General features: G+C 62.2%; 18 protein-coding genes. 11 read left to right on the forward strand and 7 right to left on the reverse strand.

The window, feature by feature from the left end; all coding sequences use genetic code 11:
* The first annotated feature begins 3 nt into the window (after positions 1-3).
* The 7 genes from AC2444_RS22010 (at position 4) to AC2444_RS22040 (ending at position 8,969) form a co-directional block, all read left to right on the forward strand.
* On the forward strand, positions 4-963 hold the full coding sequence (locus tag AC2444_RS22010) for a carbohydrate ABC transporter permease (RefSeq protein ID WP_003555743.1): 960 nt from the start codon (positions 4-6) through the stop codon (positions 961-963).
* Positions 956-1,843, forward strand: coding sequence for a carbohydrate ABC transporter permease (locus AC2444_RS22015; RefSeq protein WP_026157525.1), 888 nt, complete (start codon positions 956-958; stop codon positions 1,841-1,843). Before AC2444_RS22010 ends, AC2444_RS22015 begins: the two co-directional genes overlap by 8 nt.
* The gene (locus AC2444_RS22020; protein ID WP_171815706.1) at positions 1,843-2,940 is read left to right on the forward strand and encodes a Gfo/Idh/MocA family protein; all 1,098 of its coding nucleotides are present in this window, start codon (positions 1,843-1,845) and stop codon (positions 2,938-2,940) included. The genes AC2444_RS22015 and AC2444_RS22020 overlap by 1 nt, the downstream gene beginning before the upstream one ends.
* Before the next feature lie 32 nt (positions 2,941-2,972).
* A complete protein-coding gene (locus AC2444_RS22025) occupies positions 2,973-4,049 on the forward strand; it encodes an ABC transporter ATP-binding protein (protein ID WP_012759619.1) in 1,077 nt (358 codons plus the stop codon).
* A 68-nt stretch (positions 4,050-4,117) separates the two neighbouring features.
* On the forward strand, positions 4,118-4,993 hold the full coding sequence (locus tag AC2444_RS22030) for a phosphotransferase (protein WP_012759620.1): 876 nt from the start codon (positions 4,118-4,120) through the stop codon (positions 4,991-4,993).
* Positions 4,994-7,444 (forward strand): GcvT family protein, encoded by a 2,451-nt coding sequence (locus AC2444_RS22035; protein WP_012759621.1) that lies wholly within the window; start codon positions 4,994-4,996, stop codon positions 7,442-7,444.
* 316 nt (positions 7,445-7,760) lie between these two features.
* Positions 7,761-8,969: a helix-turn-helix domain-containing protein gene (locus AC2444_RS22040; RefSeq protein ID WP_012757661.1), complete on the forward strand. Its 1,209-nt coding sequence runs from the start codon at positions 7,761-7,763 to the stop codon at positions 8,967-8,969.
* 179 nt (positions 8,970-9,148) lie between these two features.
* Here AC2444_RS22040 and AC2444_RS22045 read toward each other — a convergent pair whose 3' ends face one another.
* Both AC2444_RS22045 and uxaC read right to left on the reverse strand, forming a co-directional pair.
* Positions 9,149-10,603: a mannitol dehydrogenase family protein gene (locus AC2444_RS22045; RefSeq protein ID WP_012759622.1), complete on the reverse strand. Its 1,455-nt coding sequence runs from the start codon at positions 10,601-10,603 to the stop codon at positions 9,149-9,151.
* Positions 10,600-12,015: a glucuronate isomerase gene (gene uxaC / locus AC2444_RS22050; protein ID WP_012759623.1), complete on the reverse strand. Its 1,416-nt coding sequence runs from the start codon at positions 12,013-12,015 to the stop codon at positions 10,600-10,602. The genes AC2444_RS22045 and uxaC overlap by 4 nt, the downstream gene beginning before the upstream one ends.
* Before the next feature lie 179 nt (positions 12,016-12,194).
* Between uxaC and AC2444_RS22055 the strand changes: the two genes are divergently transcribed.
* A complete protein-coding gene (locus AC2444_RS22055) occupies positions 12,195-12,404 on the forward strand; it encodes a SlyX family protein (RefSeq protein WP_012759624.1) in 210 nt (69 codons plus the stop codon).
* Between the two features lie 46 nt (positions 12,405-12,450).
* On the opposite strand, the gene AC2444_RS22060 is transcribed toward AC2444_RS22055, so the two are convergent.
* Entirely contained in the window at positions 12,451-13,932 is a 1,482-nt protein-coding gene (locus AC2444_RS22060) for an NAD-dependent succinate-semialdehyde dehydrogenase (RefSeq protein WP_012759625.1), read from the reverse strand.
* Positions 13,933-14,099: 167 nt separating this feature from the next.
* Positions 14,100-15,380 carry a 4-aminobutyrate--2-oxoglutarate transaminase gene (locus AC2444_RS22065; protein WP_012759626.1) on the reverse strand — a complete coding sequence of 427 codons (1,281 nt, stop codon included), beginning with the start codon at positions 15,378-15,380 and terminating at the stop codon, positions 14,100-14,102.
* 168 nt (positions 15,381-15,548) lie between these two features.
* Between AC2444_RS22065 and AC2444_RS22070 the strand changes: the two genes are divergently transcribed.
* The 3 genes from AC2444_RS22070 to AC2444_RS22080 all read left to right on the forward strand — a co-directional run bounded on the left by AC2444_RS22070 (position 15,549) and on the right by AC2444_RS22080 (position 18,983).
* Positions 15,549-16,358 (forward strand): MerR family transcriptional regulator, encoded by an 810-nt coding sequence (locus AC2444_RS22070; RefSeq protein ID WP_012759627.1) that lies wholly within the window; start codon positions 15,549-15,551, stop codon positions 16,356-16,358.
* A 208-nt stretch (positions 16,359-16,566) separates the two neighbouring features.
* The gene (locus AC2444_RS22075) at positions 16,567-17,193 is read left to right on the forward strand and encodes a ribonuclease D (RefSeq protein WP_012759628.1); all 627 of its coding nucleotides are present in this window, start codon (positions 16,567-16,569) and stop codon (positions 17,191-17,193) included.
* 230 nt (positions 17,194-17,423) lie between these two features.
* Positions 17,424-18,983 carry a hypothetical protein gene (locus tag AC2444_RS22080; RefSeq protein WP_012759629.1) on the forward strand — a complete coding sequence of 520 codons (1,560 nt, stop codon included), beginning with the start codon at positions 17,424-17,426 and terminating at the stop codon, positions 18,981-18,983.
* Between the two features lie 76 nt (positions 18,984-19,059).
* Here the strand turns inward: AC2444_RS22080 and rpsA are convergent, their stop codons facing one another.
* The 3 genes from rpsA to aroA all read right to left on the reverse strand — a co-directional run bounded on the left by rpsA (position 19,060) and on the right by aroA (position 23,015).
* Entirely contained in the window at positions 19,060-20,763 is a 1,704-nt protein-coding gene (gene rpsA / locus AC2444_RS22085; protein WP_003544285.1) for a 30S ribosomal protein S1, read from the reverse strand.
* Positions 20,764-20,939: 176 nt separating this feature from the next.
* Positions 20,940-21,587: a (d)CMP kinase gene (cmk, locus tag AC2444_RS22090; protein WP_012759630.1), complete on the reverse strand. Its 648-nt coding sequence runs from the start codon at positions 21,585-21,587 to the stop codon at positions 20,940-20,942.
* 69 nt (positions 21,588-21,656) lie between these two features.
* Positions 21,657-23,015, reverse strand: a complete 1,359-nt coding sequence (aroA, locus tag AC2444_RS22095; protein WP_012759631.1) for a 3-phosphoshikimate 1-carboxyvinyltransferase — start codon at positions 23,013-23,015, stop codon at positions 21,657-21,659.
* Positions 23,016-23,189 lie beyond the last annotated feature (174 nt).

Consider the following 23,189-nt stretch of genomic DNA (forward strand, 5'->3'; position numbering starts at 1 on the left):
CGTATGAGCAATGCGATGCGCACGCCCGCAGGGGCCATCAATGTGGAAAGATATCAGGGGGCCGTGGCCGAAGGACGCTTCAGGCGTCTCTGGAATGCCAATGCTCCCGGCTATCTCTTCCTTCTTCCATGGCTCATCGGCTTTTTCGGGCTGACGCTCGGGCCGGCCCTGATTTCGCTCTACCTTTCCTTCACCGACTTCGACATGCTTCAGTCGCCGCGGTGGGTGGGAATGGCGAATTACGTGCGCATCGCCACGGCGGACCCGAAATTCTCGGCCGCCATGCATGTCACCCTGACCTATGTCGTCTTCTCGGTGCCGTTCAAGCTGACCTTCGCATTGCTGGTCGCCATGGCGCTGAACCGCGGCTTGCGTGGGCTGTCGGTCTATCGTGCCATCTTCTATCTGCCGTCACTGCTGGGCGGTAGCGTGGCGATCGCCGTGCTCTGGCGTCAGCTTTTCGCCAGCGATGGCCTCGTCAATGCCGCGCTTTCATATTTCGGTATCGAAGGTCCAAGCTGGATCTCGCATCCGAACTATTCGATCTACACGCTGGTGGCTCTTTCCGTCTGGCAGTTCGGCTCGCCGATGATTATTTTCCTGGCCGGCCTGCGCCAGATCCCGCAGGATATGTATGAGGCCGCGAGCCTCGATGGCGCCTCCAAGTTCCGGCAATTCTACAAGATCACGCTGCCGCTTCTGACGCCGGTGATCTTTTTCAATGCCGTCGTTCAGACGATTGATGCTTTCAAGGCCTTCACGCCGGCCTTCATCATATCAGGCGGCACCGGCGGTCCGATCAACTCGACGCTGTTCTACACGCTCTACCTCTATCAGGAAGCCTTCGGCAATTTCCGCATGGGCTACGCCTCGGCGCTCGCCTGGATCCTGGTGGTGATCATCGCGATCTTCACCGCCTTCTCCTTCCTGACCTCGCGTTATTGGGTGCACTACGATGACTGAGATGACCGCTTCCGTCACTGCGGCCAGGCCGCCATCCGACATCACCAAACGCAGCCTGCCGGCGTCGCTGATCATCCACGCCCTGCTGATCGCTGCTTCACTGTTGATGCTTTATCCGCTGTTGTGGATGGTTTCGGCATCGGTCAGGCCGGAAAACGAGATCTTCTCGTCGACCTCGCTCATCCCGTCGTCGATCGATTTCTCCTCCTATGCGCGCGGTTGGGTCGGCCTCGATGTCAGCTTCGGCCGGTTCTTCTGGAATTCGCTGGTCATCTCGCTGCTGGTGGTGACAGGCAATGTCATCGCTTGTTCGCTGACAGCCTTCGCCTTTGCGCGGCTGCGTTTTGTCGGCCGGAACTTCTGGTTCGCGATCATGCTCGGCACGTTGATGATCCCCTATCACGTGACGCTGATCCCGCAATATGTGCTCTTTCTCGATCTCGGCTGGGTCAACACCATCCTGCCGCTTGTCGTGCCGAAGTTCCTGGCAAGCGATGCCTTCTTCATCTTCCTGATGGTGCAGTTCTTCCGCGGCATCCCGCGCGAACTCGATGAGGCGGCGATGATGGATGGCTGCAGCGCTTGGCGCATCTACTGGAAGATCATGCTGCCACTGTCGCTGCCGGTGATGGCAACGGCTGCGATCTTCTCCTTCATCTGGACCTGGGACGATTTCTTCGGTCCGCTGATCTACCTGAACGATATGAACACTTATACGATCCAGCTCGGCCTGCGCACCTTCGTCGATTCCACCAGTGCATCGGATTGGGGCGGTTTGTTCGCCATGTCGACGCTGACGCTCGTGCCGGTGTTCTTCTTCTTCCTGTTCTTCCAGCGCCTGCTGATCGAGGGCATTGCCACGACGGGTATGAAGCGTTGATGGCGGTAACGGGAAAGAGCGACATGAGCATCAGGACGGTGGCGATCGTTGGTTGCGGTATCGGCCGCTCCCACATCGTCGAGGGTTACCTGCCGCATTCCGATAAGTTCAAGGTCGTGGCGATCTGCGACCTGAACGAGCAGCGCATGGCGGCGGTCGGCGACGAGTTCGGCATCGAACGGCGCACCACCTCTTTTGCGGAACTGCTGGCCGACGACACGATCGACATCATCGATATCTGCACCCCTCCCGGCATCCATCTGGAACAGGTGGTCGCGGCCCTGGCTGCCGGCAAACATGTCGTCTGCGAAAAGCCGCTGACAGGCTCGCTTGCCGCCGTCGATACCATCATGGAAGCGGAAAAGACCGCCAAAGGCGTGCTGATGCCGATCTTCCAGTATCGTTACGGTGACGGCATTCAGAAGGCCAAGCGGATCATCGACGCCGGTATTGCCGGCAAGCCCTATACCGCTTCGGTCGAAACCTTCTGGCTGCGCAAGCCGGAATATTACGCTGTGCCTTGGCGCGGTAAATGGGCGACGGAGCTTGGCGGCGTGCTCGTCACCCATGCCCTGCATCTGCACGACATGCTCATGCATCTGATGGGTCCGGCGGCAAGGGTCTTCGGCCGCGTCGCCACCCGAGTCAACGATATCGAGGTCGAGGATTGTGCCTCCGCCAGCCTGCTGATGGAAAACGGCGCCTTTGTCTCGCTGTCTTGCACGCTTGGTTCGCAGGAGCAGATTAGCCGGCTCAGGCTGCACTTCGAGAACGTCACTTTCGAAAGCAGCCACGAACCCTATACCCCCGGCAAGGACCCCTGGAAGATCATCGCCGCGAATGACGACGTGCGGGAAAAGATCGAACGGGTGGTTGGCGACTGGCAGCCGGTCGCGCCGCGTTTCACCACGCAGATGGGCCAGTTCCATGCCTTTTTGAGTGGCCATGCGCCGCTGCCGGTAACGAGCTGGGACGCGCGCCGGGCGCTGGAACTCGTCACCGCCATCTACCAATCTTCCGACAGCGGCGCTGACGTGCCGCTGCCGGTCGGTCCCGACAGTCCGAAATACGCCGATTGGCGCGCAAGAACGAAGTAACCGATAAAACAAGAAGAGAGGGTTTTGAGAAGATGGCAACCAGTGTCGTTCTTCAGAAGGTCGAGAAGCGCTACGGCTCGCTGGATGTGATCCATGGCATCGATCTGACGATCGATCCCGGCGAATTCGTCGTTTTTGTCGGTCCCTCGGGCTGCGGAAAATCGACCCTTCTGCGCATGATCGCCGGTCTCGAGGAGATCACCGGCGGCGGGCTGCTGCTCGACAACGAACGCATGAACGAGGTGGCGCCTGCCAAGCGCGGCATCGCCATGGTCTTCCAGTCCTATGCGCTCTATCCCCATATGTCGGTCTACAAGAACCTCGCCTTCGGCCTGGAGACGGCGGGTTACAAGAAGGCCGATATCCAGCCGAAGGTGAAGCGCGCCGCCGAGATCCTGCAGATCGAGAAGCTGCTGGAGCGCAAGCCGAAGGCGCTCTCCGGCGGCCAGCGCCAGCGTGTCGCCATCGGCCGCGCCATCGTGCGCGAGCCGCGGATCTTCCTGTTCGACGAGCCGCTGTCGAACCTCGATGCCGAACTGCGCGTGCAGATGCGCGTCGAGATCTCCCGCCTGCATCGCAGCCTCGGCAATACGATGATCTATGTCACGCATGACCAGGTCGAAGCCATGACGATGGCGGACAAGATCGTGGTGTTGAATTCCGGCCGCATCGAGCAGGTCGGCGCGCCGCTCGATCTCTATAACAACCCGGCCAACCGCTTCGTCGCCGGCTTCATCGGCAGCCCGAAGATGAATTTTTTGAAGGCCCGCATCGAGCAGGTCGGCGAGACCGAAACCAGCATCCATGTCTGCGGCAATTCCGTCCGCCTGCCGCGCCGGCTGAAAGGCGGAGCCGGAGAGGAGGTCACCTTCGGCATCCGTCCCGAGCATCTTTCGCTGGCCGAAGGCGCAATCGCGCTCTCGACCGTCAACGTCGATCTCGTCGAAAATCTCGGCGGCGCCACCATGCTCTACACCACGACGCCGGATAACCAGCTCCTGACCGTCGCGCTTGACGGCCAGCAGAAGGTGGAGCGCGGCGCCAATGTGAAGGCTTCCTTCGATCCGGCCCGCTGCCACGTCTTCGACGCGGCCGGCAAGACGATCTAAGCGCACCGCCGCTTGACATCAGATCCTCCTCTGCCCCATCATTTCGGAAGGGGCAGAAGGGGATGAGCATGACGCCTGAAGATAGGATTCATGCACTTGGCATCTGGCAGGGCCCGATCGAAATTTCGCCGATAGCAGGCGGCATCACCAACAGGAATTATCTGGTCAGCGATGCCGTCGCGCGCTGTGTGGTCAGGCTCGGCACCGATATTCCGATCCATCACATCACCAGGCAGAACGAGCTTGCCGCAAGCCGTGCCGCCCATGCAGCCGGCATTTCGCCGGCGGTCATCCACCATTCGCCGGGCGTCCTGGTGCTCGAATATATCGAGGCGAGAGCGCTTTCGCCGGAGGATATCAGGACACCTGATACGCTCGCCCGGGTCGTTCCGCTCGTCCGCGCCTGCCATCGCGACATCGCCCGGCATTTCCGCGGCCAGGCGATGATCTTCTGGGTCTTCCACGTCATCCGCGATTATGCCGCCAATCTGAAGGCGTCGGAGAGTGCCTATCTCCCTCTGCTGTCGGGGCTCATCGGCAGGGCTGAGACGCTGGAAGAAGCGGCAGGGCCTTTCGAGATCGCCTTCGGCCACAACGATCTGTTGGCCGCCAACTTTCTCGATGACGGCAAGAGGCTCTGGCTGATCGACTGGGACTATGCCGGTTTCAACACGCCGCTTTTCGATCTCGGCGGATTGGCCTCCAACAACGAACTCTCGCAAGCGGCCGAGCGCGCGATGCTGGAAACCTATTTCGACCGGCCGCTGACCGATAATCTCAGCCGGCGCTATACCGCGATGAAATGCGCCTCGCTGCTGCGCGAGACGCTCTGGAGCATGATTTCGGAAATCCATTCCACCATCGATTTCGATTACGCCGGCTACACGGCCGAAAATCTCGCGCGCTTCGAGCGCGCCTATCAAGCCTTTGAACAGGACCAATAAATGACGAAGGAATTACCGAAGACGGCGAAAGCCGTGGTCATCGGTGGCGGCATCATCGGCTGCTCGACAGCCTATCATCTCGGCAAGCTCGGCTGGACCGATACTGTCCTGCTGGAGCGCAAGAAGCTTACCTCGGGCACCACCTTCCACGCCGCCGGCCTCGTCGGCCAGCTGCGCACCAGCGCCAACATCACCCAGCTTCTCGGCTATTCCGTCGATCTCTACAAACGGCTGGAGGCGGAAACGGGTCTCGGCACCGGCTGGAAGATGAATGGCGGCCTGCGCCTTGCCTGCAATGAGGAACGCTGGACCGAGGTCAGGCGCCAGGCGACCACCGCCCAGTCCTTCGGTCTCGAAATGCAATTGCTGACGCCGCAGGAAGCCTTCGATCTCTGGCCGCTGATGACGGTGGACGATCTCGTCGGCGCTGCCTTCCTCCCGACCGACGGCCAGGCCAACCCCTCCGACATCACCCAGGCGCTGGCAAAGGGCGCCCGCATGTCAGGCGTTTCGATCTTCGAGGATACCGAAGTCCTCGACCTTGAAATCGACAAGGGAAGGATTCGTGCCGTCGTCACGGCGCAAGGGCGCATCGAATGCGAGCGCGTCGTCGTCTGCGCCGGCCAATGGACGCGCGCCTTCGCCGCCCGCTTCGGCGTCAACGTGCCGCTGGTCTCGGTCGAGCATCAATACATCATCACCGAATCCTTCGGCGCGCCCTCCAACCTGCCGACGCTGCGCGATCCCGATCGCCTGACCTACTATAAGGAGGAGGTCGGTGGCATCGTCATGGGCGGTTACGAGCCGAACCCCATTCCCTGGGCGAAAGCCGGCATCCCCGAAGGTTTCCACTACACGCTGCTCGACAGCAATTTCGACCATTTCGAACAGATCATGGAACAGGCGCTCGGCCGCGTTCCGGCGCTGGAGAGCGTCGGCGTCAAGCAGTTGCTGAACGGCCCGGAAAGCTTCACGCCGGATGGCAACTTCATTCTCGGCGAGGCCCCGGAGCTGAAGAATTTCTTTGTCGGCGCCGGTTTCAACGCCTTCGGCATTGCCTCGGCCGGCGGCGCCGGCATGGCGCTTGCCGAATGGGTGACGAAGGGCGAACCGCCTTATGATCTCTGGCCGGTCGATATCCGCCGTTTCGGCCGGCCGCATTTCGATACCGACTGGGTGCGCACGCGCACGCTCGAAGCCTATGGCAAACATTACACCATGGCCTGGCCGTTCGAGGAACATTCGAGCGGGCGCCCTTGCCGCAAATCACCGCTCTATGACCGGCTGAAGGCGCAGGGCGCCTGTTTCGGCGAAAAGCTCGGCTGGGAACGGCCGAACTGGTTTGCCGATCTCTTCGCCAACGAGGAGCCGAAGGATGTCTACAGCTACACCAGGCAGAACTGGTTCGACGCCGTCGGCCGCGAACATAAGGCCGTGCGCGAAGCGGCCGTCATCTTCGACCAGACCTCCTTTGCCAAATTCGTCCTGAAGGGCAGGGATGCCGAGGCAGCCTTGTCCTGGATCGCCGCCAACGATGTCGCAAGGCCGGTCGGCTCGCTTGTCTACACGCAGATGCTGAACGACAAGGGCGGCATCGAATGCGACGTGACGGTCGCCCGCATCGCCGAGAACGAATTTTACGTCGTCACTGGTACCGGTTTCGCCACCCATGACTTCGACTGGATCGCACGCAATATCCCGGCGGAGATGCATGCCGAGCTGGTCGACGTCACATCTGCCTATTCCGTGCTGTCGCTGATGGGACCGAATTCTCGCGCCGTGTTGGAAAAGGTGACGGGCAGCGACGTCTCGAATGCTGCCTTCCCCTTCGGCAAGACCGTGACCATCGGCATTGCAGGTTGCCCGGTGCGGGCGTTGCGCATCACCTATGTCGGCGAGCTCGGCTACGAACTGCATATTCCCATTGAATATGCGACCACGGTCTACGACGTGCTGATGGCCGCGGGTGGTGAGCTCGGCCTCGTCAATGCCGGCTACCGCGCCATTGAGAGCTGCCGCCTGGAAAAAGGTTATCGCGCCTGGGGTTCGGATATAGGTCCCGACCATACGCCTGTTGAAGCCGGTCTCGGCTGGGCGGTGAAAATGCGCAAGAATATTCCGTTCCGCGGCCGCGAGGCGATCGAGCGGCAGCTTTCGGGAGGCGTCAAGAAGCGCCTCGCCTGTTTCATTCCGGAGGATGCCGATGCTGTGCTGCTCGGCCGCGAAACGATCTATCGCGACGGCAAGCGCGTCGGCTGGCTGTCGAGCGGCGGCTTCGGCTACACGCTGGGCAAGCCCATCGGCTACGGCTACGTCCGCAGCCCCGAGGGAGTGACGGAAGATTTCGTCCTCTCCGGCACCTATGAGCTTGATGTCGCGCGGCAACGCATCCCCTGCAAGGTGTCGCTATCGCCGCTCTACGATCCCGATATGGCGCGGGTGAAGGCCTGACGATCGGAACTCTCTCATTCTTTGCTTTCGAGCGAAGCTTTGAACAGAGATGACGAGGAGAGGGCACGCCGTGTGAGCCCCCTCTGCCCTGCCAGGCATCTCCCCCACAGGTGGGGAGATCACAAGTGGCTAAACCTTCGTGCCCATCTACCGTTTCGCCCTGCTGTGACACCAGTTGTTTGGGGAAGCCGTCGCGCCCAGCCAATCTCCCCACCTGTGGGGGAGATGGCCGGCAGGTGTCGGACCCGGATAGATAGGTAACAGAACGGACCGTTTACATAGGTGACAGTTCTCTAGCAGCCGGGAGGGCCCGGCGATGGTTTGGAGAGAGACTGGCATCATGGACGAGCGGCTGCGCTTTGTTGGGGAATGTCTTGCGGGCGAGGAGACGATGACGGCGCTGTGTGCGGCCTACGGGATATCGCGCAAGACGGGCTACAAATGGTTGGAGCGGTATCGGGCGCTCGGCCCTGCGGGGCTTATCGACCTGCCGCGGGCGCCGCTTGAGCACGGGCGGGCAACGGCGGCGGAGCTGGTGGCGCGGATCGTGGCGGAGAAGGAGGCGAATCCGCAGTGGGGGCCGAAGAAGGTGCTGGCGCGGCTGAAGCGGTCGGCGCCGCAGCTTTGCTGGCCGGCGGCCTCGACGATAGGCGAGATCCTGAAGCGACACGGGCTGGTCGGGCGCCGGCGGCATCGCTGGCGGGCGGCTGGTTGCGGCCCGTTCGCGCCGGCCAACGGGCCCAATGCGGTGTGGAGCGCCGATTACAAGGGCTGGTTCAGGACCCGCGATGGGCGGCGCTGCGAGCCACTGACGGTGATGGATACGGCGAGCCGCTTTCTGCTGGCGCTGGAAGCCTGCGCGACGCCGGCCGAGGTAGAGGCCTGGCCGGTGTTCGAGCGGCTGTTTGCCGAGCACGGACTGCCGGAGCGCTTTCGCAGCGACAACGGTTCGCCCTTCGCGGCGATCGGCGTCACCGGGCTGACGACGCTTGCTGTACGGTTCATCAAGCTCGGCATCGGCCTGGAGCGCATCCAGCCGGGCAAACCGCAGCAGAACGGCCGCCACGAACGCTTCCATCTGACGATGCTGCCGCTGGCCATGGCGCCGGAGGTCGACCATGCCGCGCAGCAGGCGGTCTTTGACGCATTTCGCCAGAATTACAACGCCGAGCGTCCACACGAGGCGCTCGCTATGGACGTGCCTGCTGATCATTACCGACCATCACTGCGGCGCCTGCCCGACCGCCTGCCTGAACCGGACTATCCGGCCGAGGCGGCGGTGCGCCGGGTGCGCTCCAATGGCGAGATCAAATGGAACGGTGACCTCGTCTATGTCGCAGCAGCGCTGGCCGGCGAGGTCGTGGCGATCGAGGAGAGTGAAGCGGGCATCTGGACGCTACGCTTCCATGCCCATCCGCTCGGCATCATCGACAAGAAGACCAAGCGGCTTGTCCGCCCCAGCGCCCTGCAACCCCGACCAGCCGGCGCAGGGGCGGACACTGGTTTACAAGGGGGAGAACTGTAACCCATCTATCCGGTTCAATCTGTTACCCATCTATCGGCCGGACACAGGGCAGAGGGGGGCGACCGCGGCACGCCCTCTCATTACAAGAACCCAGCCACCCCGCGTTGGCGTGACCTACTATATTTGCGGAAAACGACTCTCCTCGGCTAAAGAAGAGCCTGAGCCAGAGGCTCCAAGCCTCAGAACAGCGGCAGCCGGTCGTCTTGGATCAGGATCTCCAGCTTGTCGGAGACATCCTGCGTCCACGCCCGATTTTCTGTCAAAGCTGCCGGGAAGAGTCCCGGAAGGGTGAAGAGAGCGGCCGAAATCGCCAGGCCGGTGCGTGGAACATCGGCGATGAGAGCGGCGATTTCGCCAGCACGGGGATCGCGCAGTTCATAGCGCTCGCCGTTGCCGTGCTCGCCGATCGCATAGCGCATCCATGCCGCAACGGCGATCGCATAGGTCTCCGCCTTGTCGCCATGCGCCAGTGCCTCGGTTGCCGGTTCCAGCAGCCGCTGCGGCAGTTTCTGCGTGCCGTCCATGGCGATCTGATAGGTGCGATGCGCGATGGCCTTGTTTGCAAAGCGCGCTATCAATTCGCTGGCATAGTCATCGAGGTCGATGCCGGGAACCGCATCGAGCGTTCTCGCCGCCGCATGCATGTGGCGGTAGGCAAGGGCCGCCAGGCCGGCATCATCCATCACGTCGCGGATGAATTCATAGCCGCCGATATAACCGAGATAGGCGAGCAGTGAATGCGCGCCGTTCAGCATCCGGAGCTTCATCTTCTCGTAAGCCGAAACATCGGTGACCATCAGCGCGCCGGCCTTGTCCCAGGCCGGCCGGCCATTGGCGAAATCATCCTCGATCACCCATTGCGTGAAGGGTTCGGTCTCGATCGCCGCCAGATCCTGCCGTCCGGTCAGCCGTTCGGCATCCTGGTAAGTCGCCTCGGTGCTGGCCGGCGTGATGCGATCGACCATGGTCGAGGGGAAGGGCACATTTGCCTCGATCCATTGACGAAGCGAGGGGTCGACGCGTTCGGCAAAATCGAGAACCAGCCGCTTCAGGACGGCGCCGTTGCTCGGAAGATTGTCACAGCTGAGCGGTGTGAAGGGGGCGATGCCCTTCGCCCGGCGCCGGGACAGTCCCTCGACCAGATAGCCGATGACGCCGCGCGGCGCATGGCGGTTGGCAAGGTCGGCCGCCACATCGGCATGGTTGAGATCGAGCCCTCCCGTCGCGGTATCCATGCCATAGGCTTTTTCCGTCACCGTCAGGCTGACGATGCGGATGGTCGGATCTTCCAGACGATCCAGCAGTCCTGACGGATCGCGTGTCGCCACATGTGCCCGCAAAATGGGGCCGATCACCTGCGCCACCGTGCCCGACGTATCGCGGATCAGCATCGTATAGAGGCCGTTCTGTTCGTTCAGGTGATCGGCGACATCAGCAGTGCGCAGACTTGCCACCTCGATGCCCCAGTCTCCGCCCACTGCGGCAAGTGCGGCATCGGTAAACGGCGCGAAATGCGCGCGGAAAAAGGCGCCTGGCCCAAGATGCAGGATGCCGCTTTTCAGCTGGTCGCGGTCATAGGCGGGAAGCTTCGCCGTCGAGGCGAGGCCGGAAAGGGTCTGCAGTCGTTCGGTCACAGCTTGTAGGCCTTCTTTGCATTGCCATAGGAGAGCTCGCCCGCGACGATCTCGGCTTCCCGCTTCGAAATTCGGTGCTCGGCGGCAAGCTGGGCAAGGAAGCGGCAGACTTCGCGGCGCCAGACGTCATGCCGCGCGGGGATCGAAAGCAGCGCCCGCGTATCGTCGTTGAAACCCGCCATATTGGCAAAGCCCGCCGTCTCGACGACTTGGTCGAGGTAGCGGCGGATGCCGTTCGGGCTGTCGTGGAACCACCAGGGCGGTCCGATCATCAGGCAGGGCCAATGGCCGACCATTGGCGCCATCTCGCGCGCATAGGTCGTCTCGTCGAGCGTGAAGAGCAGCACGCGCAGCCCCGGCGCATGGCCGTATCTGGAAAGCAGCGCATTCAGGCCGCCGACCCAGTCGCTGCTTGTCGGGATATCGGCGCCCATATTGGGACCCCGGGTCGAGAAAAGTCCGCGGTCGGTATTGCGTCTGGAGCCGGCATGGATCTGCATCACCATGCCATCCTCGGCCGAAAGCCCGGCCATCTCGGTCATCATCTGGCCGCGGAAGAGCTCGGCCTCCCCGGCCGAAAGCGGGCCCTTCAGCGCCTTCTCGAGCAGCGCCTGTTTTTCGGCGAGCGGCAAGTCGGCGGTGAAGGCTGTGGGCACGCCGTGATCGGTCGCGGTGGCGCCGAACTGGCGGAAATAGGCGCGCCGGCGCCGATGCGCCTCGATCAGGCCGTCCCAGCGCGTTACCTCAGTGCCGGTGATCTCTCCGAGCTTGACGAGATTGTCGCGGAAGCCGACGGCGTCGGGATCGGTGACGCCGTCTGGCCTGTAGGTGGTGCGCACCTTGCCGATCCAGCCGTCGGCCGCCATCTTCTGGTGATGCGCCAGAGGATCGAGCGCCCCATCCGTCGTCGCGATCGTTTCGATGCCGAATCGCTGATGCAGCGCCCGCGGGCGGAATTCGGGAAGGGCAAGCTGGGCATTGATATGGTCGTAGAGCGCATCGGCATTGTCAGATGTCAGCGGCTCGGTGCAGCCGAGTACGGCCGACATGGCGTGGTCGACCCAAAGGCTCGAAGGCGTCCCGCGGAAAAGGTGATAATGCGCGGCAAAAGTCCGCCATATCGCCCGTCCCGTTGCGTCAGGTTTGCCGTCGAGCCGCGGCACGCCGAGCTCGTCTAACGTGACGCCGACGCTGTGCAGCATGCGGAAGAGATAGTGATCGGGAATGACCAGCAGCGAGGCCGCGTCTTCAAAGGGCTTGTCGTCGGCGAACCAGGAGGGTTCAGTATGCCCATGCGGACTGACGATCGGAAGATTGCGCACCGTCTCGTAGAGATCTCGCGCGATGGTCCGTGTTGCCGGATCAGCCGGAAAAAGCCGGTCCGGATGAAGAAAGCCGTTTCCTGCATCCATCAGTATTCCTCCCAGATGGATAACGGCCTACCCCACAACATCCGGCGCGGCAAGGTCTTTTAGTAACCAAACGGTACAGTTTTGCGCATGGCCGCGTCGGGCATGGAAAGCATTGACGCGGCGGCCTATTTCCGATTTGCAGAACCATCTGTTCTGCCGGATTCGGCAAAGGAGGATCGATGTCCGACGAGACGAACCGCATCACCCAGCTGGAAGAAATGCTGGCCCACCAGGCAAAGACGATCGAAGAGCTTTCCGATCAGCTCGCCGAGCAATGGAAGACGGTCGAGCAGATGCGCACCAAGCTCGACCGGCTCACCGAACGCTTCCTGTCGCTGGAAGAGCAGTCATTGGAAGCGCCTGGCATTACCCGCCCGCCGCATTATTGACGGCACGCGGCGCAATGCCGCGTGCCCGTCTCATTAGGATGATCAATCAGACGCCGCCGATGCAGAGATATTTCATTTCCAGATAGTCGTCGGCGCCGTGCCGCGAGCCCTCGCGGCCGAGGCCGGATTGCTTGATGCCGCCGAAGGGTGCCGTCTCGGATGACATCAGGCCGGTATTGATGCCGATCATGCCGTATTCCAGCGCTTCCGCCACCCGCCAGACCTTCTTCAGGTCGCCGGCGTAGAAATAGGCGGCGAGGCCGAATTCCGTATCATTGGCTTGGGCGATGACATCCTCGACCGTCTCGAAGCGAAAGAGCGGCGCCACCGGCCCGAAGGTCTCCTCGCGCGCTACCTTCATGCCGCGCGCAACGCCTGTCAGGACCGTCGGCGTGAAGAAGGTGCCGGCGCCGTCGATGCGCTTGCCGCCGGTCAGTACCTTGGCGCCCTTGGCAAGCGCGTCGCTGACATGGTCCTCCACCTTGGCAAGGCCTTGCTCGTCGATCAGCGGCCCGATCACGACACCTGGCTTGAAGCCGTCGCCGACCGACATCTCGGCGACCTTGGCGGCAAGCTTGGCGGCGAAGGCGTCATAGACGTTCGACTGGACGTAGAGGCGGTTGGCGCAGACGCAGGTCTGGCCGGCATTGCGGTATTTGGAGGCGATCGCGCCTTCGACGGCAGCGTCGAGATCGGCATCGTCGAAGACGATGAAGGGCGCGTTGCCGCCGAGCTCCAGGCTCACCTTCTTGATCTGGTCGGCGCACTGCCGCATCAGGATACGGCCGACCTCGGTCGAGCCGGTGAAGCTGATCTTGCGCACCTTTTCATTGCCGCAGAGTTCGCGGCCGATCGCCGGGCCATCCACGCCGACGATGACGTTGAAGACGCCGGCCGGAATGCCGGCCTGCTCGGCGAGCACGGCAAGCGCGATCGCCGTCAGCGGCGTCTGTTCGGCCGGCTTCGAGACCACGGTGCAGCCGACGGCAAGCGCCGGGGCGATCTTGCGGGTGATCATCGCCGCCGGGAAGTTCCACGGCGTGATCGTACCGACGACGCCGACTGGCTGCCGGATGACGATCATCCGTTTATCGTCGGAAGGCGCGGGGATCGTCTCGCCATAGATGCGTTTGGCCTCTTCCGCATACCATTCGATATAGGCCGCGGCATAAAGGATCTCGCCGCGCGCTTCCGGGAACGGCTTGCCCATTTCGGCGGTCAGGATCGCCGCGAGTTCGTCGGCATTGGCGACCATCAGGTCGAACCATTTGCGCAGGATCGTGCTGCGCTCCTTGGCCGGACGGGCCGCCCAGCCCGGCTGGGCGGCATGGGCCGCATCGATTGCCGTCCGCGTCTCGGCCGCGCCCATATCGGGCAGTGAGGCGAGCAACTCGCCGGTTGCCGGGTTCAGCACGTCGAAAGTCCGAGTGGCATCGCCTGATGTCCAGACGCCGTCGATATAGCCGGCATCGCGCAGCAGGGGCGAGGAGAAGGGAACGTGCTTGGTCAGTGCGCTGGTGAAAGCCATGTCATATCCTCCTTGGGAGTGCGGCTGCCGGTTGCCGGCAGCCATTGAAATCCGGCTAGAGCAATTCCAGGAAAAGTGCGCAGCGGTTTTCCGTCCGGAATTGCGTAAAACAAAAAGTTAGAGCGGTTCTGCGCTTCCGTGAAAAGCTGAACCGCTCTAGGGTGCGATCACTTGGCCGCGCTTGCTTGCAGCATGGAGGCCTCGAGAATATCGAGCGCTTCGCCGAAGATCTCGTCCTGGATGGTGATCGGCGCGAGGAAGCGGATGACATTTCCGTGGACGCCGCAGGTGAGCAGGATCAGGCCCTTATCGAGCGCGATCAGCCGCACCTGGTTGGCGAATTCCGCGCTCGGCAGTCCCGTCGTCCGGTCGTTGAATTCAACCGCATTCATGAAGCCCGGTCCGCGAATATCGACGATCTCGGGCACCGTCTCGCGCAACGATTCCAGCCGCTGCTTCAGCCGTCCGCCAAGCTGGTTGGCGCGATTGCAGAGATTCTCATCGACAATGACGTCGAGCACGGCATGGGCGGCGGCGATCCCGAGCGGATTGCCGCCATAGGTGCCGCCGAGCCCGCCCGGTCCCGGCGCATCCATGATTTCGGCGCGGCCGGTGACGGCGGCGAGCGGAAAGCCGCCGGCCAGGCTCTTTGCCATCGTCGTCAGGTCGGGCGCCACCTCGTGATGATCCATCGCGAACATCCTGCCGGTGCGGGCAAAACCGGTCTGCACCTCGTCGGCAATCAGCAGGATGCCGTGCTGGTCGCAGAGCTCGCGCAGCGCCTTCATGAAGGCGGCGGGGGCCGCATAGAAGCCGCCTTCGCCCTGCACCGGCTCGATGATGATGGCGGCGACGCGCTGCGGATCGACATCGGCGGCAAAGAGCTTCTTCAGCGCCGCCAGCGACTGATCGGCGGTGACGCCGTGCAGCTCGACCGGGAAAGGAATATGGAACACGTCGCCAGGCATCGCGCCGAAGCCGACCTTGTAGGGCACGACCTTGCCGGTCAGCGCCATGCCCATGAAGGTGCGGCCATGGAAGCCGCCGCCAAAGGCGATGACGGCCGAGCGGCCGGTTGCGGCGCGCGCAATCTTGACGGCGTTCTCAACCGCTTCGGCGCCCGTCGTGACGAAGATCGTCTTCTTCTCGAAATCACCAGGCAGCAGCGCGTTCAGCCGTTCGGCAAGGTGTACGTAGCTCTCATAGGGAACTACCTGATGGCAGGTATGGGTGAAGCGGTCGAGCTGGTCCTTGACCGCTGCGATGACCCGGGGGTGGCGGTGGCCGGTATTGAGAACGGCGATGCCGGCGGCGAAATCGATGTAACGCCGGCCTTCCTTGTCCCAGATCTCCGCATTCTCTGCGCGATCGGCATAGATCTGAGTGGTCATGCCGACGCCGCGTGAAATAGCGGCGTTCTTCCGGTCGGTAAGGCTTGTCGCGGTCATCGATGGCTCCTGCGCTGAAAGGGTTGGAAAGCTATCTTGTATAATTTCTGCAAGATCTATATAAAACTCCTACATTTTTCCTGCAAGAAAACAAGAGGCATTTTTTGCTTCAAACATCACGCTTTTTGATGGAGGTTCTGGGGGGATTGGAATCGGGGATAGTTTCGAATGAACGATAATGGGCCTGTACGCTACAAGGTGGCGGAAGCCGCGCGGCTGGCGGGTGTTTCGGCCTCGACGCTGCGCCTCTGGGAAAGCCAGGGTCTGGTGGTTCCCGGTCGTTCCGAAACCGGCCATCGGCAATACAGCGCCGACGATGTGGCGCGGTTGAAGCGCATCTCCTGGTATCGTGTCGAGCGCGGGCTCAATCCCGCGGCAATCCGCGAGGCGTTGGAGAGCGAGGAACCTTCCGCCGATGGCGCCGAGGCAAGCCAGGATACCGGCCTCGGCCGCAAGCTGCGCAGCCTGCGGCATGCGAGCGGCAAGACGCTCGATCAGGTGGCCGGCGACATCGGCGTCACCTCGTCGACGCTCTCGACGCTGGAGCGCACCTCGCAGGGCGTCAGCTTCAAGACGCTGCATGATCTCGCCGAATATTACGGCACCACCGTCTCCCGCCTCTCCGGTGAGGAAAGCGGGGAGGTATCGGCGCATGTGCGCGCCGGCGAATGGCGCGCCTGGCCGGAAACGACGCCGGGTGTCGCGGTGCAGCTCCTCGCCGAAGGTCGCCGGATGATGGATTGCCATCGTTTCGTGTTGGCGCCGGGTGCTGCCAGCGAGGGCGCCTATCGCCACGAGGGCGAGGAATTCATGCATGTTCTGTCCGGTCGGCTCGAACTGGTGCTCGACGGCGATCAGTTCTTCGATCTCGGCCCCGGCGATTCACTCTATTTCGAAAGCCGCCGCGATCATTCCTGGCGCAACCGTCACGACGGCGAAACCGTGCTTCTCTGGATCAATACGCCGCCAACATTTTGATGCGGAGATAAAAGAGGGAGAGCGTCCTATGTGCGTCCAAGAGGACGCACGGCGCTCTAGCGGCGGGAAAGCGGTTTCGCGCTCTGCGCCTTTGCGCTATAGCGCTGCTGCATAATTCCTTAAATCGGAATCGATTTAAGGATAAAATAATGCAGCCATTCAAAGTGCTACGGCGCTGTAGGGGATGCATCGAACGAAAGACAGTCTCATGGCGGCGACCATACGTTATCACGAAGGCGATATTTCCGCGGCCGATGCCGCCCGCTACACCGGCGCGATCGCGATCGACACCGAAACGCTCGGTCTGGTGCCGCGCCGCGATCGGCTCTGCGTCGTCCAGCTTTCGCCGGGTGACGGCACCGCCGATATCATCCGCATCGCCGCCGGTCAGAAAGAGGCGCGCAATCTCGTCGCCCTGCTTGAAGACCCCACCCATCAAAAGATCTTTCATTACGGCCGCTTCGATATTGCCGTGCTCTTCCATACCTTCGGCGTCACCGCGACCCCGGTGTTCTGCACCAAGATCGCCTCGCGTCTGATCCGGACCTATACGGATCGCCACGGCCTCAAGGACAATCTCAAGGAGATGCTCGACGTCGACGTCTCCAAGGCGCAGCAATCTTCCGATTGGGCGGCCGAGAGGCTGTCTCCGGCGCAGCTCGAATATGCCGCCTCCGACGTGCTTTATCTGCATGCGTTGCGCGATAAGCTGACGGAACGCCTGATCCGCGACGGCCGCTATGATCATGCGACGGCCTGCTTCGAATTCCTGCCGACCCGCGCCAAGCTCGACCTGCTCGGCTGGGAAGAGGCCGATATCTTCGCCCATAGCTGAGCGAATTGCTTTCATTCTGCGTTTGCTAATAACCGCGCGGCAGACTTGTCCGCGGCCGTTAGCGATTCATTAACGCCTGTTTATTAACATTCCTGTTAATTTTTATGCATTCGATGGCGCCGGAACTGCGTCATGCGGACAGGAGGATCTGCTGGGATGCAAGGGGACCGGATGAGCGCGGTCCTTTTCTAGAGCCTGCTTTCATCGTCACTTTACGAAAGGAGCATGCCATGTTGACTCCCGTTCGTGCAGCGTCCAATGCAAGCTTTTCGTCCCAGGGTCAGACAGCGGCGATCGTCGCCAGTGGTCTCGGCCACTCGGTGATTGCCCCCGCGCCTGTCAACGCCGTCGAAGCCGCGGACCTCAATTCCGCCATTGCCGGCAAACTCAATATTCTGCTCCTTGCGGCGCGCGAGCGCATGGTCGAAGCCCTTCTCGATGTCATTGATGCGGCAGGCCGCTCGATTTCGCTGGATCGTGGAGATGATGAGAGCAATCTTGCCTTCGCCTCCCGGCTTGCCGATGCGATCCGGCGGCTGCCGGCCGCGAGAATCGACGAGGTCGAGCGCCAGCTCACCGAGAATGGGCATAGCGTGCCGCTCCGGACGATCGCCGAGGCCCTGAAGAACCCGACAGGCCCTGAAGCCGCTCGCATCGTCGCCTATCTGGAGATTGTCCGCTATAAGGATCGCGATCTCGCCGCCCGCGCGGTCGTCCGCTCCTATGGCCAGAACGATGCATCGCCGATGCGCGCCGAACCTCGCCCCGAGATCCGGCTGCCCGAGATCCGGCTGCATGAGGACAGCCTGCCTGCCGCCTTGCGCCAGCCGGCAGACAAGCTGCCCGTGCCGGCCGATTCGCTTATCGAAGCCGCAGCATCGGCGGCGGCCGAAGAGGCGGTCATCGCCGAAGCCGTGGAAGCTGCCGATCCGGAAGCGCCGAAGGCTGAGAACCGGGCTCAATCCGCCCCGGCGACGGCAAGAGAGATCGCCCCGGAAAAATCTGCGCCGCAGGAGATCGAAGCCGGGCAACCGCTGCCGACGGAAGCCGCAGCAGCCGACGATACGCAGGCAACGCCGGAGCCGCCTGCCATCCAAACCAGTGCGATGTCGGAAAAGGTCGATCCTGTCATTCCCAGGAACTGGGCAGGAATTGTTGCCTCCATGACCGAAGAAGTCTCCGAGCTGATCGCCACGATCATCCGCGAGCAAGACGTCGAAACCGTGCAGGACGATGTTCCCGTCGAGGCGGCAGTGGAGATCGACACGATCCTCGACGACGCCGTCATCAGCGATGCGACCGAGACCTTGACCAGGCAGCCGGTCGAATTCACCGCACCCGATCCCCGCCAATCAGCAGCACTCCGCCCACCGCAGATGGATGAGGCCGCGGCGGCGGCAGCCCGTCAGCCGAAAGAAATCTCCGCGCGACCGCAGATGATGCCGATACCCGAGACGTCCGAGGCTTCCTATCTGCCGCTGGCGGCAAGGATGCCGGAGGGATTTGCCTATAGCCAGCTGCCCTACCAATTCGCCAAGGATACACCGTCGAACGAGAAGGCAGGCGAAACGCACCACCAGCATCAGCACCAACGCGACGACGGGTCCGAGGATCAGCAACAGGCACAGTCCGGTGGCGAGGATGCCGAGCCCGATGCCGAAACGACCGATGCGGCACCCGAACGCAGGACGCCGAGGATGATTGATGCCGAACCGTCGGCTTATCAGCCAGGTCGCCCGGACGATGACCCGGTCTACGCGCTCTATCAGCGCATGGTCGGTTGGGAATAACATTTTCATTGGCTGAAAATGAAGAACCCGCCGGATCGCTCCGGCGGGTTCTTCAATTCAAAGGCGGATGCGAGGCTTATTCGCCGCCGCGGTTCTTCAGGGCTGCGCCCAGGATGTCGCCGAGCGAAGCGCCGCTGTCGGACGAACCGAACTGGGCAACGGCTTCCTTCTCTTCCGCAATCTCCAGAGCCTTGATGGACAGCATGATCTTGCGGTCCTTCTTGGAGAAGTTGGTAACGCGGGCGTCGAACACCTGGCCGACCGAGAAGCGCTCGGGGCGCTGCTCGTCGCGGTCGCGGGCGAGGTCGGCACGGCGGATGAAGGAAGTGATGTCCTCGTGGTTGACGAGCTTCACTTCGACACCGCCGTCGTTGACCGCGATCACTTCGCAGGAAACGACTGCATTCTTGCGCAGGTCGCCGGAAGCAGCGGCGTCGCCGACTGCATCCTTGCCGAGCTGCTTGATGCCGAGCGAGATGCGTTCCTTCTCGACATCGACGTCGAGAACGACGGCCTTGACGACGTCACCCTTGTTGAACTCCTCGATGACCTGTTCGCCCGGACGGTTCCAGTCGAGGTCGGAGAGGTGCACCATGCCGTCGACATCGCCGTCGAGACCGATGAACAGGCCGAATTCGGTCTTGTTCTTGACTTCGCCTTCGACTTCAGTGCCGGCCGGATGGCTGCGGGCAAATGCTGCCCACGGATTTTCCAGCGTCTGCTTGAGGCCGAGCGAAATACGGCGCTTGGACGGGTCGACTTCGAGAACGACGACTTCGACTTCCTGGCTCGTGGACAGGATCTTGCCGGGGTGAACGTTCTTCTTGGTCCAGGACATTTCCGAGATGTGGATCAGGCCTTCGATGCCCGGCTCCAGCTCGACGAATGCACCGTAATCGGTGATATTCGTGACGGTACCGGAAATCTTCTTGCCTTCCGGATACTTGGCCTGGATGCCATCCCACGGATCGCTCTCGAGCTGCTTCATGCCGAGCGAGATACGGTGGGTTTCCTGGTTGATGCGGATGATCTGAACCTTGACCTGCTGGCCGATGTTCAGGATTTCCGACGGATGGTTCACACGGCGCCATGCCATGTCGGTGACGTGCAGCAGGCCGTCGATGCCGCCGAGGTCAACGAACGCACCGTAATCGGTGATGTTCTTGACGACGCCGTCAACAACCTGGCCTTCTTCGAGGTTCTGAACGATTTCAGAACGCTGCTCGGCACGGGATTCTTCCAGAACCGTACGGCGCGAAACCACGATGTTGCCGCGGCGCTTGTCCATCTTGAGGATTTCGAAGGGCTGCGGGTTGTGCATCAGCGGGGTCACGTCGCGGATCGGACGAATATCGACCTGAGAACGCGGCAGGAAGGCGATCGCACCGTCGAGGTCGACCGTGAAGCCGCCCTTGACCTGGTTGAAGATCACGCCTTCGACGCGCTCGCCAGCTTCGAACTTGGCTTCGAGCTTGACCCAGCTTTCTTCGCGGCGAGCCTTCTCGCGCGACAGAACGGCTTCGCCAAGCGCGTTTTCGATGCGCTCGACATAAACTTCGACTTCATCGCCGACCTTCAACAGGCCGTCCTTGGCGCGCGCGCCGAATTCCTTCAGCGCGATGCGGCCTTCAACCTTCAGGCCGACGTCGACAACGGCGACGTCCTTCTCGATGCCCGTGACGATGCCCTTGGTGACATAGCCTTCGGCCAGGTCGTTCTTGGCAAAGGACTCTTCGAGAAGAGCCGCGAAATCCTCGCGGGAGGGGGTAGCTACTGACATAAAATCTCCTGCGTGTCCTGAAATGGAAGCGGACACGTATGCGCCGGTTGGTTTGCGTTGAACGGGCCTGAACCCAGTCCGCCCTCTCTGACGAAGGCAATCCGGCGCTTGGACGGAATTTCAGGCTTGCTGTATTAGAAGCGATCCATGCTCAGAGCACGCAAAATCGCTTGAATTTAGGCATTTCGGCTCAAGACCGCATCGATGATCGATTGAGCAGCTTGAAACGCGGCCTCTATACTCATTTCCGACGTATCAAGCAAGTGCGCATCATCAGCTGGTTTCAAAGGGCTGTCGGCCCGTCCCATGTCGCGTTCGTCGCGCCGCTTGACGTCCTCGAAGATCGCATCGAAATCCACAGTCAGGCCTTTGCCGAGGATCTCGTCATAACGGCGTCTTGCGCGGACTGCCGGCGACGCCGTCACATAGAATTTCACCGCCGCATTCGGGCAGACGACCGTGCCGATATCGCGCCCATCGAGCACCGTTCCCGGCGCTTTCGTCGAAAACCGTCGCTGCGCCTCGACCAGCGCCCGGCGCACCGCCGGCATGACGGCAATCTTCGAGGCGGCTTCGCCGATCTCATGTTTGGAAAGTATATCGCGATCCAATCCGGCGAGTTCAACCTCTCTTGCGATCTTTTCCGCCACCGCCTCGTCGTCGAGAGGCAGGCCGGCATCGAGCAGCGCCTTGGCTGTGGCGCGATAGGTCAGGCCGGTATCAAGATGGTGATATCCGTAGCGCTCTGCGATGAGGCGCGAGAGAGTGCCCTTGCCCGCCGCCGCCGGGCCATCGATGGCGATGGTGAAGGTCTCGTTCGTCATACGATCAATCCTGCGGCAGCGCCGAAACGGCGAATGAGTTTGTCTTCGCGGATTGCCGCGGCCGGTAGATCATTCCGGCACCTCCGCGATCTTCGCTCCAAGGCCGGTCATCAGCTGCATGAATTCCGGAAAACTGGTCGCGATCATCGCCGCGTCGTCGATCGTGACAGGATGCTCCGAGGCAAGCCCCATGACAAGGAAACTCATGGCGATGCGATGGTCGAGATGTGTGCTGACCCTGCCGTCGGCAGCATTGCCGAGGCCCTTGCCGTCTGGCCGGCCGCGCACGATGAGAAAATCCTCGCCTTCGTCGCAGTCGACGCCATTGAGTTTGAGGCCATCGGCGACGGCGGAAAGACGGTCGGACTCCTTGACGCGCAGTTCCTCCAGCCCCTTCATGATCGTCGCGCCCTCGGCGAAACAGGCAGCGACGGCGAGGATAGGATATTCATCGATCATCGACGGCGCACGTTCTTCGGGAACGGTGACGCCCTTGAGTTCGGAATGGCGCACGCGCAGATCCGCCACGTCCTCGCCGCCGGCAAGACGCGCATTCGCCACCTCGATGTCGGCCCCCATCTCCTGCAGCGTCAGGATCAGCCCGGTGCGGGTCGGGTTCATCAGCACGTTGACGATGGTGATGTCGGAGCCGGGAACAAGCAGCGCCGCAACCAGCGGGAAGGCGGTGGAGGAGGGGTCGCCCGGAACGTCGATCACCTGGCCCGCCAGCTTGCCGCGCCCTTCGAGCCGGATTGTGCGCACACCCTCGCTATCGGTCTCGACGGACAGGGCAGCACCAAAACCCTGCAGCATCTTTTCGGTATGGTCGCGCGTCATCACCGGCTCGATGACCGTGGTGATACCCGGCGTATTGAGGCCGGCAAGCAGCACGGCCGATTTCACCTGGGCGGATGCCATCGGCACCCGATAGCGGATCGGGCTCGGCGTTCCCGGGCCTCTGAGCGTCACCGGCAGCCTGTCGCCCTCGGAGGCGCTGACCTGCACGCCCATTTCGCGCAGTGGATTGAGCACGCGGCCCATCGGCCGTTTCGAAAGCGAGGCGTCGCCTGTGAAGGTGGAGCGAAAATCGTAGGTGCCGACGAGGCCCATGGTCAGACGTACGCCGGTGCCGGCATTGCCGAAGTCGAGCGGCGCGTCAGGCGCAAGCAGTGCACCGTTGCCGGTGCCGTCGATCACCCATTGTTCGCCTTCTTTGCGGATCCTGGCGCCCATCGCCTGCATCGCCCGGCCGGTATTGATCACGTCCTCGCCTTCGAGCAGACCGGTGATCCGCGTTTCGCCGGAGGCGAGCCCGCCGAACATGAAGGAACGATGCGAGATCGACTTGTCGCCCGGAATACGGACGCTGCCCGTAAGACCGGCGGATTTGCGGGCGGTGGCGGGCTTTGGCGCGGAGCCGTTCAGCATGGCGCAATCCTTTGCAAATGCAGTCTATTTTTGCCGCGAGACAGGCTTGGCCGGTCGCAATTCCCGTCCGCTTCTGCAGCTGTTGCGGCTCGTTAACATAAACGCGCCGGGCGGTCATCCGTCGGCTTGCCAAAAACCCGGCGCCCGGCTCGCAAAGTTTGGCTTTGACATGGG

The sequence above is a fragment of the Rhizobium sp. WSM1328 genome (assembly GCF_057653715.1).

Bases quoted from the DNA above. Each gene is read 5' to 3' on its own strand.
- AC2444_RS22010 (WP_003555743.1), top strand. From the start codon at position 4: ATGAGCAATGCGATGCGCACGCCCGCAGGGGCCATCAATGTGGAAAGA.
- AC2444_RS22015 (WP_026157525.1), top strand. From the start codon at position 956: ATGACTGAGATGACCGCTTCCGTCACTGCGGCCAGGCCGCCATCCGAC.
- AC2444_RS22020 (WP_171815706.1), top strand. From the start codon at position 1,843: ATGGCGGTAACGGGAAAGAGCGACATGAGCATCAGGACGGTGGCGATC.
- AC2444_RS22025 (WP_012759619.1), top strand. From the start codon at position 2,973: ATGGCAACCAGTGTCGTTCTTCAGAAGGTCGAGAAGCGCTACGGCTCG.
- AC2444_RS22030 (WP_012759620.1), top strand. From the start codon at position 4,118: ATGACGCCTGAAGATAGGATTCATGCACTTGGCATCTGGCAGGGCCCG.
- AC2444_RS22035 (WP_012759621.1), top strand. From the start codon at position 4,994: ATGACGAAGGAATTACCGAAGACGGCGAAAGCCGTGGTCATCGGTGGC.
- AC2444_RS22040 (WP_012757661.1), top strand. From the start codon at position 7,761: ATGGTTTGGAGAGAGACTGGCATCATGGACGAGCGGCTGCGCTTTGTT.
- uxaC (WP_012759623.1), bottom strand. From the start codon at position 12,015: ATGGATGCAGGAAACGGCTTTCTTCATCCGGACCGGCTTTTTCCGGCT.
- AC2444_RS22055 (WP_012759624.1), top strand. From the start codon at position 12,195: ATGTCCGACGAGACGAACCGCATCACCCAGCTGGAAGAAATGCTGGCC.
- AC2444_RS22060 (WP_012759625.1), bottom strand. From the start codon at position 13,932: ATGGCTTTCACCAGCGCACTGACCAAGCACGTTCCCTTCTCCTCGCCC.
- AC2444_RS22065 (WP_012759626.1), bottom strand. From the start codon at position 15,380: ATGACCGCGACAAGCCTTACCGACCGGAAGAACGCCGCTATTTCACGC.
- AC2444_RS22070 (WP_012759627.1), top strand. From the start codon at position 15,549: ATGAACGATAATGGGCCTGTACGCTACAAGGTGGCGGAAGCCGCGCGG.
- AC2444_RS22075 (WP_012759628.1), top strand. From the start codon at position 16,567: ATGGCGGCGACCATACGTTATCACGAAGGCGATATTTCCGCGGCCGAT.
- AC2444_RS22080 (WP_012759629.1), top strand. From the start codon at position 17,424: ATGTTGACTCCCGTTCGTGCAGCGTCCAATGCAAGCTTTTCGTCCCAG.
- rpsA (WP_003544285.1), bottom strand. From the start codon at position 20,763: ATGTCAGTAGCTACCCCCTCCCGCGAGGATTTCGCGGCTCTTCTCGAA.
- cmk (WP_012759630.1), bottom strand. From the start codon at position 21,587: ATGACGAACGAGACCTTCACCATCGCCATCGATGGCCCGGCGGCGGCG.
- aroA (WP_012759631.1), bottom strand. From the start codon at position 23,015: ATGCTGAACGGCTCCGCGCCAAAGCCCGCCACCGCCCGCAAATCCGCC.